This window comes from Arthrobacter globiformis NBRC 12137 (assembly GCF_000238915.1).
Lineage (GTDB): Bacteria > Actinomycetota > Actinomycetes > Actinomycetales > Micrococcaceae > Arthrobacter > Arthrobacter globiformis.
Genome location: NZ_BAEG01000091.1, coordinates 86,778 through 105,163, shown reverse-complemented (window position 1 = coordinate 105,163; position 18,386 = coordinate 86,778). Strand labels below are relative to the sequence as shown.

General features: G+C 66.6%; 13 protein-coding genes. 1 reads left to right on the top strand and 12 read right to left on the bottom strand.

Going from position 1 to position 18,386, the window contains the following annotated elements; genetic code table 11:
* Nucleotides 1–8: 8 nt before the first annotated feature.
* The 10 genes from ARGLB_RS18795 to ARGLB_RS18750 all read right to left on the bottom strand — a co-directional run bounded on the left by ARGLB_RS18795 (nucleotide 9) and on the right by ARGLB_RS18750 (nucleotide 13,725).
* On the bottom strand, nucleotides 9–1,022 hold the full coding sequence (locus ARGLB_RS18795; RefSeq protein WP_003805559.1) for a gluconeogenesis factor YvcK family protein: 1,014 nt from the start codon (nucleotides 1,020–1,022) through the stop codon (nucleotides 9–11).
* Entirely contained in the window at nucleotides 1,022–1,945 is a 924-nt protein-coding gene (gene rapZ / locus ARGLB_RS18790; RefSeq protein WP_043419783.1) for an RNase adapter RapZ, read from the bottom strand. The genes ARGLB_RS18795 and rapZ overlap by 1 nt, the downstream gene beginning before the upstream one ends.
* 112 nt (nucleotides 1,946–2,057) lie before the next feature.
* Nucleotides 2,058–4,103 carry an excinuclease ABC subunit UvrC gene (gene uvrC / locus ARGLB_RS18785; protein WP_003805557.1) on the bottom strand — a complete coding sequence of 682 codons (2,046 nt, stop codon included), beginning with the start codon at nucleotides 4,101–4,103 and terminating at the stop codon, nucleotides 2,058–2,060.
* A gap of 81 nt (nucleotides 4,104–4,184) precedes the next feature.
* Entirely contained in the window at nucleotides 4,185–4,853 is a 669-nt protein-coding gene (locus tag ARGLB_RS18780; RefSeq protein ID WP_003805555.1) for a lysophospholipid acyltransferase family protein, read from the bottom strand.
* Nucleotides 4,840–5,556, bottom strand: a complete 717-nt coding sequence (locus tag ARGLB_RS18775; protein WP_003805553.1) for an HAD hydrolase-like protein — start codon at nucleotides 5,554–5,556, stop codon at nucleotides 4,840–4,842. The genes ARGLB_RS18780 and ARGLB_RS18775 overlap by 14 nt, the downstream gene beginning before the upstream one ends.
* 214 nt (nucleotides 5,557–5,770) lie before the next feature.
* Entirely contained in the window at nucleotides 5,771–8,695 is a 2,925-nt protein-coding gene (gene uvrA / locus ARGLB_RS18770; protein WP_003805551.1) for an excinuclease ABC subunit UvrA, read from the bottom strand.
* Nucleotides 8,696–8,755: 60 nt separating this feature from the next.
* A complete protein-coding gene (locus ARGLB_RS18765) occupies nucleotides 8,756–9,136 on the bottom strand; it encodes a GntR family transcriptional regulator (protein WP_003805549.1) in 381 nt (126 codons plus the stop codon).
* On the bottom strand, nucleotides 9,133–10,992 hold the full coding sequence (locus ARGLB_RS18760; protein ID WP_003805548.1) for an ABC transporter ATP-binding protein: 1,860 nt from the start codon (nucleotides 10,990–10,992) through the stop codon (nucleotides 9,133–9,135). Before ARGLB_RS18760 ends, ARGLB_RS18765 begins: the two co-directional genes overlap by 4 nt.
* A 30-nt stretch (nucleotides 10,993–11,022) precedes the next feature.
* Nucleotides 11,023–12,828 carry an ABC transporter ATP-binding protein gene (locus ARGLB_RS18755; RefSeq protein ID WP_003805546.1) on the bottom strand — a complete coding sequence of 602 codons (1,806 nt, stop codon included), beginning with the start codon at nucleotides 12,826–12,828 and terminating at the stop codon, nucleotides 11,023–11,025.
* A 123-nt stretch (nucleotides 12,829–12,951) separates the two neighbouring features.
* Nucleotides 12,952–13,725: a trans-aconitate 2-methyltransferase gene (locus ARGLB_RS18750; RefSeq protein ID WP_003805544.1), complete on the bottom strand. Its 774-nt coding sequence runs from the start codon at nucleotides 13,723–13,725 to the stop codon at nucleotides 12,952–12,954.
* Nucleotides 13,726–13,856: 131 nt separating this feature from the next.
* Between ARGLB_RS18750 and ARGLB_RS18745 the strand changes: the two genes are divergently transcribed.
* Entirely contained in the window at nucleotides 13,857–16,403 is a 2,547-nt protein-coding gene (locus tag ARGLB_RS18745) for a DEAD/DEAH box helicase (RefSeq protein ID WP_003805542.1), read from the top strand.
* A gap of 112 nt (nucleotides 16,404–16,515) precedes the next feature.
* Here the strand turns inward: ARGLB_RS18745 and ARGLB_RS23395 are convergent, their stop codons facing one another.
* Both ARGLB_RS23395 and ARGLB_RS18735 read right to left on the bottom strand, forming a co-directional pair.
* Complete coding sequence (locus ARGLB_RS23395; RefSeq protein WP_139023410.1) at nucleotides 16,516–16,737, bottom strand: hypothetical protein; 222 nt, start codon at nucleotides 16,735–16,737, stop codon at nucleotides 16,516–16,518.
* A gap of 461 nt (nucleotides 16,738–17,198) precedes the next feature.
* The gene (locus ARGLB_RS18735; RefSeq protein ID WP_003805538.1) at nucleotides 17,199–18,341 is read right to left on the bottom strand and encodes a LuxE/PaaK family acyltransferase; all 1,143 of its coding nucleotides are present in this window, start codon (nucleotides 18,339–18,341) and stop codon (nucleotides 17,199–17,201) included.
* Between the last annotated feature and the right edge of the window lie 45 nt (nucleotides 18,342–18,386).

The following is an 18,386-nucleotide window of genomic DNA, read 5'->3' as shown; positions in this document are numbered from 1 at the left end:
CACCTTTCCTAACTATTCCCGAAAATATCCTGGTAGGCCGTAGCCAGCCGCAAGGGGTCGTGGACCGGTCTCCGGCCCGAAGCCCCTACTCTACCCAAGACAACCTCGGCGCCGATCATCCCCGCTGCCCGCTCAAACTCGGCCAGGTCCGAAACCGAAGCCGGGTCCGCGAGGACCACGTCCGCGCTGAACTCCGGCGCGTAGTCCCGCAGGACGTGAAGGTGGTCCGCGGCGGACATGCCAGAGGTTTCCTTCGTGTCCATGGCGAGGTTCATGGTGAGGCAGCGCTTGGCCGGAGTATCGCAGAGCGCCTGCCGCATTTCCGGCAGCAGCAGGTGCGGCAGCACGGACGTGTACCAGGAGCCCGGACCCAGCACCACCCAGTCGGCAAGCTCAACCGCGGTCAGGGCTTCGACGCAGGCCGGAGCCTGCTCGGGCAGCAGCCGGACGCTCTCCAGCGAGCCCGCCACGGCACAGCGCGCCTGGCCCGTGATGGTGGTGACCGTGCTGCTGCCGTCCGGCGCCGTCACGCGCACATCGCCCTCGATGGTGAGCGGAACCGTGGACATGGGCAGGACCTGTCCGCGGGCGCCGAGCAGCGCCCCGGCCCATTTCAGGCCGGCCACTGCGTCGCCCAGCAGTTCCCAGAGGGTGACGATCAGCAGGTTGCCCATGGCGTGCTCGTCAAGGGAGGCGCCGCCGCGGGCGGACCGGAACCGGTGCTGCATGACGTCGCGCCAGGTGCGGCCCCAGTCGGTGTCATCGCACAGGGCGGACAGCGCCATCCGGAGATCACCGGGCGGAAGGACGCCGTACTCCTCGCGGAGACGGCCGGAGGACCCGCCGTCGTCCGCCACGGTGACGACCGCGGTCAGTTCGGACGTCAGCAGGCGCAGTGCCGAGAGTGAGGCCGAAAGGCCGTGGCCGCCGCCAAGCGCGACGACGGTCGGTCCCTTGGCAGGCTGGGAACCGGTCAGGCCGGTCGGCGGAATGAGGGGCAGCGGGCCGGTGAGAACGCCCATTACTCGCGGCCCAGGTCCCGGTGAGTCGTGGTCACAGTTACGCGCGGATATTGCGCGAGGCGTTTGGAGAGCTCCATGGCGACTGCCACCGAGCGGTGCTTTCCGCCCGTGCATCCGACGGCGATGGTGGCGTAGTGCTTGTTCTCCCGGCGGTAGCCCTCCAGGACAGGTTCCAGGGCGAGGACGTACCGTTCCACGAAGTTCGGCACGCCCTCGGCACCGAGGACGTACTCGCTGACGTCCTGGTCCAGGCCGGTGTGCGGCCGCAGCGCGGGCACCCAGTGCGGATTCGGGATGAACCTGACGTCGGCCACGTAGTTGGCGTCCACGGGCAGGCCGTACTTGAAACCGAAGCTCATGATGTTGAGGCGGATCGCGATGGGGCCGGTCTCGGTGAACAATTCGGTGATCGCGGTGGCGAGCCCGTGCACGTTCAGGGAGGAGGTGTCCAGGACGAGGTCCGAGGAGTCGCGCAGTTCCTTGAGGAGCTCACGCTCCGCGGCGATGCCGTCCAGGATCCTGCCGCCGGCCTGCAGCGGATGCGGACGCCGTCCCTGCTCGAAGCGGCGGACCAGGACGTCATCGCTGGCGTCGAGGAACAGCACCCGGAAGGTGACACCGCTGGCTTCGAGGGCCCGCAAGGCCGCACGGATATCGGCGAACAGCGCCTTGCTGCGCACGTCCATCACCACGGCAAGCTTGGGGATGGACTGCGGGGCGTGGGACACGAGTTCGGCGAGCGTCCCCAGCATCTGCGGCGGCAGGTTCTCGACGACGTACCAGCCGTGGTCCTCCAGCGCATCGGAGGCGGTGCTGCGGCCTGCGCCGGACATTCCGGTCACGATGAGCAGTTCCGCTTCGGCGGGCTTGACCGGTGTCAGGCCGTCCTCCTCGGTACTGGACTCCGCCGTCGACTCTGCCATTAATTCCAGCCCCATTCCTGCTGTTGCTTCCCGCGCGCAGTTCCTGCGCGGTTGCTGTTTGCGGCACACGCCGATTTCCCGTACTTACCCTAACCAAGTTTCGGGGCGCGGGCTAAGTTTCCAGCACTTCCCCGGTGGTCATGTTGATCGCCGGAACGGTGTCACCCGAGCCGCCGCCTTCTCCGCCCGGACTGAAGTGCGTGACGATGGCCGCCGCCAGCGCCGGCCCAACACCCTTGGCAGCGGTCAGTTCCTCCGCCGATGCCGCCTTGATCTTCTTGACGGAGCCAAAGTGGGCGAGCAGGGCCTTCCGCTTGGAATCGCCCAGCCCGGGTACACCGTCCAGTGCTGAGACGGTCATCGCCTTGCCGCGCTTTTGCCGGTGGAACGAGATGGCGAACCGGTGGGCCTCGTCACGGATGCGCTGCAGCATGTAGAGGCCCTGCGAGGAGCGGGGCAGGATCACCGGAAAGTCGCTGTCCGGCAGCCAGACCTCTTCGAGGCGCTTGGCGAGCCCGACCACGTAAACGTCGTCGATGCCCAGCGATTCGAGGGCGCGGGCAGCCGCGTTGACCTGCGGCTTGCCGCCGTCCACCACAACAAGGTTGGGCGGGTAGGCGAATTTTGCCCGCGGGGCCGGCGTGGTGGTGTCGGACAGCGCGTCGTCCGGCGCCGCGGCACCCGGGGCCGCCCCGTTCGCGCCGGCAGCCGCGACTGCCGGCGTGGCGACCAGTTCGGCGGCTTCAACCTGGGCCGTTTTGTCCACGAGGTAGTGCCGGAAGCGCCGCGTCAGGACGTCGTGCATCGCGGCGGTGTCGTCCGTGGCCGCGGCTCCGGTGATGGAGAACTTGCGGTAGTCGGACTTCTTGGGCAGCCCGTCCTCCACCACCACCATGGAAGCCACCACATTGGTGCCCTGGACGTGGGAGACGTCGTAGCACTCGATGCGCAGCAGCGGGACGGGCAGCTCCAGCGCCTCCTGAAGTTCCTGCAGCGCCTGGGAACGCACGGTAAGGTCGCCGGCCCGGCGGGTCTTGTGGAGCCGGAGCGCGTGCTCGGCGTTTTCGCGTACCGTGGACATGAGGGCGGCCTTGTCCCCGCGCTGCGGAACGCGGATGTCCACCTTGGCTCCGCGGATGCCCGCCAGCCACACGGCCAGGTCCTGCGCATTGCTCGGCTCAACAGGCACCAGCACCTCGCGGGGAAGCCTGCCCTGGACCTCGGCGTCCTCGCCGTAGACCTGCTGGAGGAGGTGTTCGACGAGGTCGGGTGTGGTGAAGTCCTCCACCTTTTCGACCACCCAGCCGCGCTGGCCGCGGACCCGTCCACCCCGGACATGGAACACCTGGACGGCCGCTTCGAGCTCGTCCTCGTGCAGGGCAAAAACGTCGGCGTCGGTGTCTTCGGCGAGCACCACGGCGTTCCGCTCGAAGACCTTCCGGAGGGCGGTGATATCGTCGCGCAGCCGGGCGGCGCGTTCGTAGTCGAGGACGGCGACGGCGGCCCCCATCTCCTTTTCGAGCCGGGCGATGAACCGCTTGGCCTCGCCGCCCATGAAAGCGCAGAAGTCATCGGCCAGGGCGCGGTGTTCCTCAGGGGTGACGCGGCCGACGCAGGGGGCCGAGCATTTGTCGATGTAGCCCAGCAGGCAGGGCCGGCCGCTGGCCTGGGCCCGCTTCAGCACCCCCGCACTGCAGCTCCGCACCGGAAAGACCCGCAGCAGCGTGTCCATGGTTTCCCGGATGGCACCTGCCGTGTAGGGCCCGAAATACCGCGTGCCCTTCCGCCGTTCGCCGCGCATGACCTGCACGCGGGGCAGCTTCTCGCCCATGGTGACGGCGAGGTAGGGGTACGTCTTGTCGTCCCGGAAAACCACGTTGAACCGCGGCTTGAATTCCTTGATCCAGGTGTATTCCAGCTGCAGGGATTCAAGTTCGCTGCCCACCACCGTCCACTCGACGCTGCTGGCCGCGTACACCATGGCGTGGGTCTTGGGCAGCAGCCCCGCCGGGTTCGCGAAATACGAATTCAGGCGCGACCGGAGGTTCTTCGCCTTGCCGACGTAGATGACCCTCCCATGGGGATCCCTGAACCTGTAAACACCCGGATTGGTCGGAATCTCACCCGTCTGGGGTCTATAACTCGATGGATCTGCCACGATTCCAGTCTACTGAGCTGAGGGCCTCCGGATTGCCGCAGGCCATCCTGAACGGACGGCCGGCTGCTGTGAGGAAGCAGCCTACTCGATGACCTTGCTCTGGTTGTAGCTGGTGGAACGCTCCTGGCCGCTGAGCTCGGCAATGGCGTCCATGATCCGGTCGGTCACCTGGCGCCGGGCGGGAAGGGAATGGTCCGGTCCGGTCTTGTCGAAGTAGATCGGCTCCCCCACCTTCATGGTGAAGTGCTGGGGCTTGACGGCATTGCGGCCAGCGGGCTGCAGCTTCTCGGTACCGATGAGTCCCACCGGGATCACCGGCGCGCCGGTGGTGAGGGCCAGCCAGCCGACGCCGGTCCGGCCGCGGTAGAGGATTCCGTCACGGGAACGGGTGCCCTCGGGGTAGATCCCGATGCCCCGGCCGTCCTCGAGGATGTCCAGGAGTGTCTTGAGGGCCTGCACGCTCGCGGCCTGCTCCCCGCGTTCCACAGGAATGGAGCCGACTGCCTCGAAGAAGGACTTCATCACCCGGCCCTTGATGCCCTTGGTGGTGAAGTACTCCGCCTTGGCAAAGAACGCCACGGGACGCGGCATGAGCGCCTGGACAATCACGCTGTCCAAAAAGGAAAGGTGGTTGGGCGCCACAATGAAGGGACCGTCCTTGGGCACGTTCTCCAGCCCGATGACGGTTGGCCGGCAGCTACCGGAGATAAGGGTCCGCGTCGTCCAGCGGACGCCGTCAAACAGCTCCATCGTTGCGCACCTCGCTCAGGGCTGCGGCACGGACGTTCTCCAGCTCCTCGACCTTGGCGCGCAGGCCGGCGGTGTCGTGCACGACGGCCACCGCTCCCGCTGCCTCCAGTTCGCCGTCGGGCGCAAAACCCCAGCTGACACCGATGCAGTCGAGCCCGTTGGCCAATGCTCCGGCCACGTCCTGCGCGCGGTCGCCCACCATCACGGCATGCTGCGTGCCGAGGGCCGTCATGGCGGCGGCGATGATGCCGGTCTTGCCTACCGGACCTGCCGCAGCCGCGGTCTCGTCCGCGCCTGAGCCTTTGATGGTGAGGAACCGGCGAGCGATCTTGTGGTGTTCAAGCACGATATGCGCAAGGGCCTGCGGCTTTTGCGTCGCCACCGCTACGGGCCGCCCCGCCTCGACATAGCCGTCCAGCAGGTCCACGATGCCCGGATACAGGCGGCTCTGGGCAATGCCGGAGTCCAGGTAATGCATCCGATAGGTCCGGATGACCGCCTTGAGCATGGCCGGCGGAACAGCCGCGACGTTCAGCAGGGAGTCGCTCAGCTTGGGACCCACCATCGCGTCTAGAAGGTCCTGGCTTGGGACAGCAAGGCCATGTTCGGTGAGGGCCGCGGCAATTCCGTCTGTTATCCCGCCGGCCGGATCGACAAGAGTGCCGTCCAGGTCGAAGATCACGGGCACTGTTGTTGAAGTCACCGGCTTAGTTTCTCACGATGGCACGCCTGCTCAAACTCGTATGCCTTCCGAAGAATACTTCCGCCCCCGCAGACGAGTTCTTGCACACATATCACGACTTCCGGGGCGTTTAGCGGCCATTGCCTGTAGAAAAACTCCAACCGGACGGTGGACGACGGCGGGCCGCCATGGTGGTTAGGCGCCTTAGTTGGTTGGCGTCTCGGGGCTTGGGCCGCTAGCCGAGGATTTCGGCCAGGAACTTCGCGGTGTGGCTTTCCGAGGACTTGGAGACCTGCTCGGGGGTGCCGGAGGCCACGATCCGGCCGCCGCCGGAACCCCCGTCAGGGCCCAGGTCCACGATCCAGTCGGCGCTCTTGATGACGTCGAGGTTGTGCTCGATGGTGATGACCGTGTTGCCCTTCTCCACGAGGCCCTGCAGCACCATGAGCAGCTTCCGGATGTCCTCGAAGTGAAGCCCCGTGGTGGGCTCGTCCAGGACGTAGACGCTGCGGCCGTTGGACCGTTTCTGGAGCTCGGCGGCCAGCTTCACGCGCTGCGCCTCGCCGCCGGACAGCGTGGTGGCGGGCTGGCCCAGGCGGACGTATCCGAGGCCGACGTCCACGAGCGTCTTGAGGTGGCGGGCAATCGGGGAGAACGCCGCGAAGAACTCGGCTCCCTCCTCGATGGGCATGTTCAGGACATCGGCGATGGTCTTGCCCTTGTAGTGCACCTCGAGGGTCTCGCGGTTGTAGCGGGCACCGTGACAGACCTCGCACGGGACATAGACGTCCGGCAGGAAGTTCATCTCGATCTTGAGCGTGCCGTCACCGGAGCAGGCCTCGCAGCGGCCGCCCTTGACGTTGAAGGAGAACCGTCCGGGCATGTAGCCGCGGACCTTGGCTTCGGTGGTCTCGGCAAAGAGCTTCCGGATGTGGTCGAACACTCCGGTGTACGTTGCCGGGTTGGAGCGCGGGGTACGGCCGATGGGGCTCTGGTCCACGTGCACCACCTTGTCCAGGTGCTCGAGGCCCTGGACAGTGCGGTGGCGCCCGGCCACCTGCTTGGCGCCGTTGAGCTTGTTGGCCAGCACCTTGTACAGGATCTCGTTGACCAGGGTGGACTTGCCGGAGCCGCTGACGCCGGTCACGGCTGTGAACAGGCCCAGGGGGAAGGCGGCATCAACGTTCACGAGGTTGTTCTCGCGGGCGCCGACCACCTTCAGCTCACGCTTCTTATCGTACTTGCGCCGCTTCTTGGGGACGTCGATGCTCTTTCGGCCGGAGAGGTAGTCCCCGGTCAGGGACTTCGTGTTCTCCAGGAGTGCCTTGTAGGACCCCGAGTGGACCACCTGCCCGCCGTGCTCGCCGGCTCCCGGGCCGATATCCACGATCCAGTCTGCCTCGTGGATGGTGTCCTCGTCGTGCTCGACCACAATGAGGGTGTTGCCCAGGTCCCGCAGCCGGGTCAGGGTCTCAATCAGGCGCCGGTTGTCCCGCTGGTGCAGCCCGATGGAGGGCTCGTCCAGGACGTACAGGACGCCCACGAGGCCGGAGCCGATCTGGGTGGCGAGCCTGATGCGCTGGGCCTCGCCGCCGGAGAGGGTGCCGGAGGGGCGCTCCAGGTTGAGGTATTCCAGGCCCACGTCCAGCAGGAAGGTCAGGCGGGCCTGGATCTCCTTGAGGACCTGATGGGCGATCTGGGCCTCACGGCCGGTCAACACGAGGTTGTCCAGGAATGCTGCGCATTCGCGCATGGGCAGCCGCGCGACGTCGGCAATGGATTTGCCGTTGATGAGAACCGAGAGCGACGCCGGGTTCAGCCGGGCGCCGTTGCAGGCGGGGCAGGGGATCTGCCGCATGTATTCCTCGTAGCGGTCCCTGGCGTAGTCAGACTCGGTTTCGGTGTGCTTGCGGTGCACGTACTGCACCACGCCTTCGAAGCCGGTGCTGTACTTGCGCTCCCTGCCGAACCGGTTGCGGTACTGCACCACAACCTTGTGGTCCTTGCCGTGCAGGACAGTCTGCCGGACCTCGGACGGAAGGTCCTGCCACGGTGTGGTCATGGAGAACCCGAGCTCTTTGGCGAGTCCGCCGAGCAGACGGTTCCAGTACTCGGTGGTGGCGGTGCCCAGGGACCACGGCGCGATGGCTCCGTCCTCCAGCGCGAGCTCCGGGTTGGGAATGATGAGTTCCTCGTCGACTTCCAGCCGGGTGCCGATGCCGCTGCAGGCCGAGCAGGCGCCGAACGGGTTGTTGAACGAGAAGGACCGCGGCTCAATCTCGTCGATGGCGAGCGGATGCTCATTGGGGCAGGCCAGGTTTTCCGAAAAGGCACGCGTGCGGTGGGGGTCGTCGGATTCCAGGTCGACGAAGTCGGCAAGGACACGTCCCTCAGCCAGGCCAAGCGCCGTCTCGATGGAGTCCGTCAGGCGCTGCCGGATGCCTTCCTTGACCACGAGCCGGTCCACCACCACCTCAATGGTGTGCTTGAACTGCTTGCCCAGCTTGGGCGGATCGCTCAGCTGGACGAGGTCGCCGTCGACCCGGGCGCGGGAATAGCCCTTCGCCGTCAATTCCTTGAAGAGGTCGACGAACTCACCCTTGCGCCCCCGCACCACGGGAGCGAGGATCTGGAAGCGGGTGCCGTCCTCCAGTTCGAGCAGCTGGTCCACGATCTGCTGCGGCGTCTGCTTGATGACGGGTTCACCGCAGACGGGGCAGTGCGGACGGCCCACGCGTGCCCACAGGAGACGCATGTAGTCGTAAATTTCGGTGATCGTGCCCACGGTGGAGCGTGGATTCTTGCTCGTGGACTTCTGGTCGATTGAGACCGCGGGTGACAGGCCCTCGATGAAGTCGACGTCGGGCTTGTCCACCTGGCCCAGGAACTGCCGGGCGTAGGCGGAGAGCGATTCGACGTAGCGGCGCTGGCCCTCGGCGAAGATGGTATCGAAGGCCAGGGACGACTTTCCGGAGCCGGACAGGCCCGTGAAGACGATCATGGCATCGCGCGGCAGGTCGAGGTCAACGTTGCGGAGGTTGTGCTCGCGGGCGCCCTTGACCACCAGCCGGGACAGGTCCGGGCGCGCCGGTTTGGCGGGGTTCAGGGGGACGACGGCGGAGGGGACAACGGCGGTTTCTTCAGCTACGGCTTTAGGCACCCACTAATGCTAGTCGAAAACTTCTTCGAATATCCACGCGGGTGTGCTATGCCACCCTCACTACTCAGCGTCGTAAGCAGCCGCCAACAGGTGGACCGCCTCCGCGAACGTTGCGCCCTGCGATTTCGCGGCTGCCGCATACCCGGCTGCGGCCTCGGACAATGCCCCCCAGCGCTCGTCGCGGGCGCAGACCACCGTCCCGTTCCGGCCCTTCGTGGCGACGACGCCCGCAGCTTCGAGTTCCTTGTACGCCCGGGCCACCGTGTGGGGTGCCACGCCGAGGGTTCCGGCGAGGGCCCGCACCGCCGGCAGCCGTGTACCGGGGGCAAGCTTTCCCTGGTCCGCCTGTTCGATCACGTGGAGCCGCAGCTGCTCGAAGAGGGCCACGGAGCTGCCGGTGTTCGGCTTCCACCGCCCCGGGAAGGCATCCCCGGCGGTCACAGGCCGGACTCCCGGTAGCGCTGCTTGCCGGCGGCGTGCCTGCCGTGGTGCCGGCGGATGGCGCCGAGTTCGCGGTCTACCCCGCGGAACTGGGCCTCATACAGGTGCCGGTAATGACCGTCCACGGACAGCAGGCTGCTGTGCGTCCCCTGTTCAACAATGCGTCCGTGATCCATGACGAGAATTAGATCAGCGTCGCGCACGGTGGACAACCTGTGGGCAATGATGAAGCTCGTCTTGCCCTGCCTCAGCCGGTTCATCGCGAGCTTGATCTGCACCTCGGTCCGGGTGTCAACGGAACTTGTTGCCTCATCCAGGATCAGGACGCTGCGGTCGGCGAGCCGGGCCCGCGCGATGGTGATCAGTTGCCTTTGGCCCTGGCTCAGCGAATCGCCGTCGTCCCCCAGGACCGTGGCGTACCCGGCGGGCAGCGACCGCACAAAGTGGTCCACGTGGCTGGCCTCGGCGGCTGCCAGGACCCGGTCATCGTCCGCCCCAGGCCAGCCGTACTCGATGTTGTCGCGCACCGTGCCGCTGAACAGCCAGACGTCCTGCATGACCACGGCGAAATTGGACCGCAGCGAGTCCACAGGCACCGTGGCGATGTCCGTGCCGTCGATCGTAATACGGCCTGAATCGAGCTCATAGAAGCGCATGAGGAGGTTCACCACGGTGGTCTTGCCGGCGCCGGTGTGGCCCACGATGGCCACGGTCTGGCCCGGCAGGACGGAGAACGACAGCCCGCTGACGGCCGGTGCCCCCCGGGTGTATGCAAAGGTGACGTCCTCGAAATCAATCCGCCCGCGGAGGTTTTCGTGGCGGGCCGGAACCTGGTCCTCGCGGGGGATCTCAGGTTCGTCCAGCAGGGCGAAGACCCGCTCCGCCGAGGCTGCGCAGGACTGCATGAGGGTAAGCATGCCGCCGATCTGGCCCATCGGCTGGGTGAACAGCCGGCTGAACTGGATGAACGCCTGGATGCCGCCGATCGTCATTCCGCCGGCCGCCACCTGCAGGGCACCGACGACGGCCACGGCCACGTAGTTGAGGTTGGCGACGAAAACCATGAGCGGCTGCACGGCTCCGGAGACGAACTGGGCGCGGGCGCTGCTCCGGGCCAGCCGGTCGTTGCCGCGGCCGAAGATGGCCGAAACCGTGTCCTGCTGCCCAAATGCCTTGATCACCTCGTGACCGGTGATGAATTCCTCAATATGGGCGTTCACCTCCCCGGTGGATGCCCATTGGGCGCTGAAATAGGCCTGCGACTGGCGCGCCATGAACACCGTTATCAGCGTGGACAGCGGCACGGACAACAGGGCGATGACGGCCAGCAGAGGGGAGATCCACAGCATCATGGCCAGCGAACCGCACAGCATCAGAACGGACATGATCAGCTGCGTGAGCAGCTGGTTGAGCGCCTGCGAGATGTTGTCGACGTCGTTGGTTGCCCTGCTGAGGACATCGCCCCTGGCCTGCTCGTGGAAGTGCGCGGACGGCAGCCGGTGCAGTTTGTCCTCGACGGCGGCGCGAAGACCGAAAACAAGCCGCTGCACAGTCTGGGCGGTCAGGGCTCCCTGGACCCAGTTGAAAACGGAGGTCCCGACGTACATCAGCGACACCACAGCGAGCAGCGCCGCCAGCCTGCCGGCGTCGAACGTGCCATGCATGAAACCGTCGACGATGACGTCGGTGGCGTCACCCAGGAGCTTGGGAGCCGCCACATTGAGGGCGGCGAAGCCGCAGGTCGCCGCGACGGCCAGGGCCATCCTGCCCTTGAACGGGCGCAGCAAGCCCAGGAGGCGTCTGGCCGCCGGCAGGAAACTGCCCGTCTTGCGTTCGGCGGCGTGCGAGCCCTTCATGGGCGCCCGCCCCTCATGGCTGCCCGGCCCTCATGGCTGCTCATCGAGGGCCAGCTGCGACTCGGCGATCTCCCGGTAGGTGGGTGATGAGACCAGCAGTTCAGTGTGGGTTCCCTGGGCCACCAGCCGGCCTTCGTCGAGCACCAGGATCAGGTCCGCACCCATGATGGTCGGGATGCGTTCAGCCACCATCAGCACCGTTGCCGCTGCCAGCACCGGCTCGAGCGCCCGCGTCACTGCGGCCTCGGTGGCATAGTCCAGGGCGGAAAAACTGTCGTCAAAGAGGTAAAGATCCGCGGTGCGGAGCATCGCGCGGGCAATGCAGAGGCGCTGCCGCTGCCCGCCCGAAAGCCCGGCCCCGCCCTGCGCGACGGCGGCATGCAGGCCGTCCGGGAGCAGACGGACGAAGTCCTCGGCCTGCGCCAACCGCAGGGCCCTCCACAGGTCGTCCTCAGTGGCCCCCGGCGCGGCCATCCGCAGGTTGCCTGCCACAGTGCCTGAGAAGAGATACGAGTGCTGCGGCACCACCGAAATCCGTTCCCGAAGCCGGTCAGCGGGCAGTTTCCGGATGTCGGCTCCGCCCAACCGGATTTCGCCTGACGTGGCGTTCAGGAACCGTGGCAGGAGATTCAGGAGCGTGGTCTTGCCGCTGCCGGTGGCACCGATGATGGCCGTGGTGGTGCCCGGTCCGGCAGTAAAAGAGATGTCGGCCAGGACCGGGGACTCCGCCCCGGGATAGGCGAACCAGACGTGGCTGAACTCGACTCCCCCGCCGGAGCCGGCAGCCGGCTCCGCGATGGCTGGCACCGCGATTGTTGGCACCGGGGCGGACGCCGTCGCGGCCTGCCCTGCCCCTGCGGGACCCGGCACGGCGGGTACAGCCAGTGCCGGGGTCACGTCCAGCACAGCCTGGATCCGCTCGGCGCAGACGGCCGCGCGGGGTGCGGTGCTGAACACATACATGGCCATCATGATGGCCAGCAGGATCTGCAGGATGTAGGCGATGAGGGCCGTGAGGGCACCCACCTCCATATTGCCGCTGCCGATCAGTTGCCCACCGAACCAGACCACGGCCACCGAGGAGAGGTTCACCACGATCATGATCATCGGAAGCATGCCCGCAACCAGGAGCGCGGACTGGAGGTTGTTGCTGGTCAGCCGCCGGTTCGCTTCCGTGAACCGGGCCACTTCATGCTTCTGCCGGACAAAGCCCCGGATGACGTTGGCGCCAATGATCTGTTCGCGGAGGATCCGGGTGATGCCGTCGATAAGGGCCTGGCCCTGCCGGTAGAGCGGTATGAGGCGGCGCACGATCAAGTACATGATGAGCACCAGCACCGGGACTATGACGATCACGACAGAGGACAGGGCCGCATTTTGCTGGATGGCCAGGATGATTCCCCCGATGCCCATGACCGGCGCCGCGGCGAGCATGGTGAAGACCAGGACCGCGAAGGTCTGGATTTGCTGGACGTCGTTGGTTGCCCTGGTGACGAGGCTGGGGGCGCCGAAGGTCCCGATCTCCTGGGATGACATCGCCTGGACCTGGGCGAACAGCTCCCGTCTCAGGCGGTGGCCAATTTTCATGGCGACGTCGGCCCCGAGGTATCCGGCGGCCAGGGCCGCTGCGGCCTGGACCGCGGTGAGCACCAGCATCCAGCCGCCAAGCCCCAGGATTACCCCGGGCTGGTTGGCGAGGATCCCGTCGTCGATGATGCTGGCATTCAGCGTCGGCAGCAGCAGGTTTCCTGCCGTCTGCACCACCTGCAGCACGATGATCGCCCAGACAGCGGCCCGGTGCTCGCCAAGGAGGCGGAGCATTAAGCCAATCAGCACCGCGCCTCCTCTATCGCCAAGGCGTACGGGAGCCTGGGCAGGCCCCCAATGACCGCTTGGCCATTGTAAGCCAGATCACATGGGACCGCGCGGGACATTCCGCGCGCGGCGGGAGCGGCTGCCCTAAAGCTTGCGGGCCACCGCGAAGATCCTGCGGAACGGGTACACCGTGCCGTGCGGCGTGGCCGGATAGGCCTCGGCCAGCCGGGCGCCGTATTCGGCCTCGAACTCGGCGGCATCGTCCGGCGGCAGCGCAGCCAGCACGGGCCGCAGGCCGGCGCCGCGCACCCAATCCAGCACCGGGTTTTCGCCCGTGAGCACCTGCTGGTAGGTGGTCTCCCACGCGTCTGCCGCGCACCCGGCGTCGAGCATGATCTCGAGGTATTGTGCCGGAAGCGCCACCGCCTCATCGTGGCGCAGCACGCCGGCAAGCTTCCCGGCCCACTTCGGCGACTCGGCGACGTCGCGCATCAGGATATGGGACGCGGACGTGAAGTTCCCCGGCACCTGGAGGGCAAACCACGCGCCCGGCTTCAGCGCCTTCAGCCAGCCGGCCAGCAGTTCAGGGTGCCCGGGGACCCACTGCAGAGCCGCGTTGCTCACCACCACATCGGTGTCCGCGGAGGGGGCCCACGAAGCGATGTCCCCGAGCCGGAACTCCAGTCCCGGCGCGGACTGGCGGTGATGTTCGGCCGTGGCCAGCATTTCGGCGGAGGAGTCCAGGCCCACCACCCGCGCGTCAGGCCAGCGGGCCGCGAGCGTGGCGGTCAGGTTGCCGGGACCACAACCCAGGTCCACCACCTGCCGCGGGTCGTCGGGGAGGACGCGGCCGGTCAGGTCAAAGAACGGACGCTGCCGGTAGTCCCCGAACTGAACGTATTTGGCGGGATCCCACACATGGCCTCCGTTTGTTCGTTGAAGCTCGTTCGTTGAAGCTTCGTCCTTGAAGTTTTGTCCTGGCAGAGCGAGCCTAACGCCGGGCCGGACTGAAACCGTCCAGGGACGCGCTGGCACTAAGCTGGGAGGCAATGAAACTCGTTGAACAGCTCCCCGCCCCGTCCGCACGGATCACCACCGGAACCGGCGCGGACCCGGACACGCTGTACGAGCGCTTCGTGGAGTGGACCGAAAGCCGCGGCCTGCAGCTCTACCCGGCCCAGGACGAGGCCATCATGGAGCTGGCCTCCGGCGCCAACGTGATCCTCGCGACGCCTACCGGATCAGGCAAGTCACTCGTTGCCATTGCCGCCCACTTCCAGGCGATGGCCAGGGGTGAGCGCAGCTATTACACGGCCCCCATCAAGGCGCTGGTCTCCGAGAAGTTCTTCGCCCTCTGCGAGATCTTCGGGGCGGAGAACGTCGGCATGATCACCGGCGACTCCGGCGTGAACCAGGACGCCCCGATCATCTGCTGCACCGCCGAAATCCTGGCCAACACCGCCCTGCGCGAAGGCGCGGCGGCCGAGCTGGGCGCTGTGATCATGGACGAATTCCATTTCTACTCCGATCCGCAGCGCGGCTGGGCGTGGCAGGTTCCGCTGCTGGAACTCCCACAGGCACAGTTTCTCCTGATGTCCGCCACGCTGGGCGACGTCAGCCGGTTCGAAGCCGGCATGACCGAACTCACGGGACGGCCGACCACCACCGTCAGCTCGGCTGAACGCCCCATTCCGCTGCACTACTACTACCGCGAGACGCCGGTTCACGAAACCCTCGAAGAGCTGCTCGGCACCAAGGAGGTGCCGGTCTATGTGGTGCATTTCAGCCAGGCGGAGGCCATCGAGCGCGCCCAGACGCTCATGAGCATCAACGTGTGCACGCGCGAGGAAAAGGACAGGATCGCCGAGCTCATCGCGAACTTCCGTTTCGCGGCGGGCTTCGGCAAGACCCTGAACCGCCTCGTCCGGCACGGCATCGGCGTGCACCATGCGGGCATGCTGCCCAAGTACCGCCGGCTCGTGGAGCAACTGGCCCAGGCCGGCCTGCTCAAGGTCATCTGCGGCACGGACACGCTGGGCGTGGGGATCAACGTGCCCATCCGCACTGTCGTGCTCACCGCCCTGAGCAAGTACGACGGCGTACGCACCCGCCTGCTCAACTCCCGTGAGTTCCACCAGATTGCCGGAAGGGCCGGCCGGGCCGGCTACGATACGGCCGGCACCGTGGTGGTGCAGGCCCCCGAGCACGTCGTGGAAAACGTCAAGGCGATGGCCAAGGCCACCGCGAAGTTCGGCGACGACCAGCGGAAGCTGCGCCAGGTGGTGAAGAAAAAGCCGCCGGAGGGATTCGTGTCCTGGGGGGAACCGACCTACAACCGCCTGGTGGACTCTGTCCCGGACCCACTGAACTCCAGCTTCACCGTGACACATGCGATGCTGATGAACCTCATGGAGCGTCCCGGCGACCCGTTCGCGGCGGCGCGCCGGCTCCTGACCGAAAACCACGAAAGCCGTCCCTCGCAGCTGCGGCTGATGAAGAAGGCCCTGGGGATCTACCGGGAACTGCTCGCCGCCGAGGTGGTGGAACGCATCCCGGCTGCGGAACAGGGGCCGGACGGCCGCACGGTGCGCCTGACCGTACACCTGCAGCCTAACTTCGCCCTGAACCAGCCGCTTTCGCCGTTTGCCCTGGCCGCGCTGGACCTGATGGATCCGGAATCGCCGTCCTACGCCGTCGACGTCGTCTCCGTCATTGAAGCCACGCTGGAGAAGCCGCGGCAGATCCTCTCGGCGCAGCAGAAGAAGGCACGCGGCGAGGCGGTGGCCGCCATGAAGGCTGACGGCATCGAGTATGAGCAGCGGATGGCCATGCTTGACGAGGTCACCTACCCCCAGCCGCTCGCGGAAATCCTGGGCGAGGCCTTCGAGGTGTACCGCAAGGCAGCCCCGTGGGTGGGCGACTTTGAGCTGGCTCCCAAGTCGGTCATCCGGGACATGTACGAGCGCGCGATGAACTTCGGCGAGTTCGTGCAGTTCTACGGCCTTGCCCGTTCCGAGGGGATCGTGTTGCGGTACCTGGCGGATGGCTTCAAAGCACTCCGGCAGACCGTGCCGCAGGATGCGCTGCGGGAGGACCTCGAGGATCTGATTGCCTGGCTCGGCGAGCTGGTGCGCCAGGTGGATTCCAGCCTGCTGGACGAGTGGGAGGAGCTGGCGTCCGGTGCCGCCCCGACGCCGCACGACGCACCGCCTCCCCCGCCGCCGTCGCTCACGTCCAACATCCGGGCGTTCCGGGTCATGGTCCGGAACGAGATGTTCCGCCGCGTCGAGCTTTTCGCCGACGAGGACGCCACCGCACTGGGCGAGCTCGACGGCGACGCCGGCTGGGATGCGGACCGCTGGGAAGACGTCCTGGACGACTATTTCGACGAGCACGACGACATCGGCACCGGCCCTGACGCCCGCGGTCCCGGGCTGCTCATCATCACCGAGGAGCCCGGCGTCTGGAAGGTCCGGCAGATCTTCGATGATCCGGCGGGCAACCACGACTGGGGAATATCCGCGGAGGTGGATCTGGCTGCCTCGGACGAGACCGGCACCGCGGTGGTCCGGGTGACCGGGGCGAACCGGCTCTGACCGGCGCTGTCCTCTGACCGGCGCTGTCCGGATCGGGAAGGCTATTTCGGCAAACTGAGACCTCCGCGTGAGCGGGGGCAGTGCATTGCCAACAAGCCAGAGCGGCAGACGGCTAGCGCGGAGCGTACCTCAGCAGCTTCAGGACCATGCTGGCCTGGATGGACGAGAACCGGTCCCCCGACTCGGGATCGAGCCACGGTTCCGGGTCTGCCAGGTGCCCGGCAAGCTCCAGGACAGGCAAGGGCAGCGCGGGCGCCTCACCGTTCCCGGTGAATAACAGATCCGGCCTCGTGCAGGGATCGTAGTAGACCCGGGGCTTGCGGTCCCGCGTCATTTCGTCGGGGCTGTGGCAGGTGTAACCTGCCCAATGCACAGGGTCCGGCCATGCATCAGGGCCCGGTCGGCCATTTTGGCTTGTATCCGTGTGAGGAACTGGCTGGGTCAGGGGCGCTTCAGCATCCGGCCTCCGATCCTCCGACCGCGGGGCGGACTTTACGTATTCCACCCACTGCCCGTTGACCTCAACGTAGAGCAGGTTCTGCTCGCCGCCCAGAAAATAGACTGTGACGCCGGCACGCACATTCGCAGCCGGATCCGTATGCACTGCGGGCGGCATGCTGCTGCCCGTCGTCACTTCATGCATCTGACTGACCACCGTCGGTACCGGTTCCTGCTTGGCGGTTGCCGTACTCGGCAACGGGCGGGTTCCGGCGATGGAAGACGGCGCTTCCATGGGCCTGTCCCTTCCATCACTGTGACACGGCCTTGCGGTGCGGGTGGGTGTGCGCATGGAAGTCAGGCCTTCACGAGAGCCGGTGCCTCAGCCTCGGCGGTGGTGCCCGAACCGAGGTAGCGCTCGATGCTGACGGGGCAGTGGCCAAGCCCGTCACCTTGCCCCCGGCGGCGGAAGTTGATGACCTGGCCGGTTCTGCCGCACCCGCAGGTGCCCGTTTCGACATCGCCTATGTCGTCGGTGAGGAGGAAACCGGGGTAACTGGTGCTGAGGGCGTCCAATACGGCGATGGTGCCGGTCTCCCCCGGGGCGAGCTCTTTCCCGTTCTGGCCAGGATCCCGGATGGAGATGTAGCACCACGGCGGAACGTGCTTGCGATGCAGGTGGCATTCGACCGCGAGCATGTTCGACTCGACCATCCCGTACATGTCGCGCACGTTCTCCGCGCGCACGCCGAGCGAGTCGTGGCACCGCCCCCGAAAGCCTTCGTCAGGGATGGCCTCGGCCGTGTGCCGCTTCCAGCCGCCGAGAGTGATGATCATGCTGTACGGGTCCAGGCGCACATTGACCTTCTCCCGCTCCAGGAACCGGAGGAGCAGGCCGATGAGGAACGGCGGACCGACGATGTGGCGTGTCATATGGCCCTTCCACCGGCGCAGGTGCTCCAAGGCCTCCCTGGCGTCGAACGCCTGGTCGGCAGCGAGATATGTGTGGTGGTCGAAGACGCAGTTCAGGATGTTCAAGTCCTTGAGCAGTCCCATCTCCGAAGCTTCTGGGTCCGACGGGTTCAAGAAAAGTCCCGCGCCCCCGGACAAGCTGAAGAACTCCCGGTAGGTTCCGATCAGGCCGACCAGCGCCAGGGTCAATGTCTCGCTGTTGCGGGGGGCGACGGACGGGACACCGCGGGTTCCGCTGGAGCGGGTTTCGGTCTCGATGTCGGCCAGGGAGCAGGTGAGCAGCACCTGGGCGTCGGGACGCTTGAACATGCCGACCGGCAACAGTGGCAGGTCTTGCAGGTCGTTGATGTCGTTGATCGCGGCGGGATCGACTCCCAACGCGTCACACTGGGCACGGTAGAAGCCGTTTCTGGCTTCGTGGTAGATCGCGGCGTCCCGCAGGACGCCGGTTACCGATCTTGCCCAGTCCTCAACGGACTGGACGTGCGCCTTGGACACATTCCCCAGCATCTGCGGTAACGAAAGCATTGTGTCACTCCTCATTGAGTGCGAACCGATGAGCGTGGTTGCTCC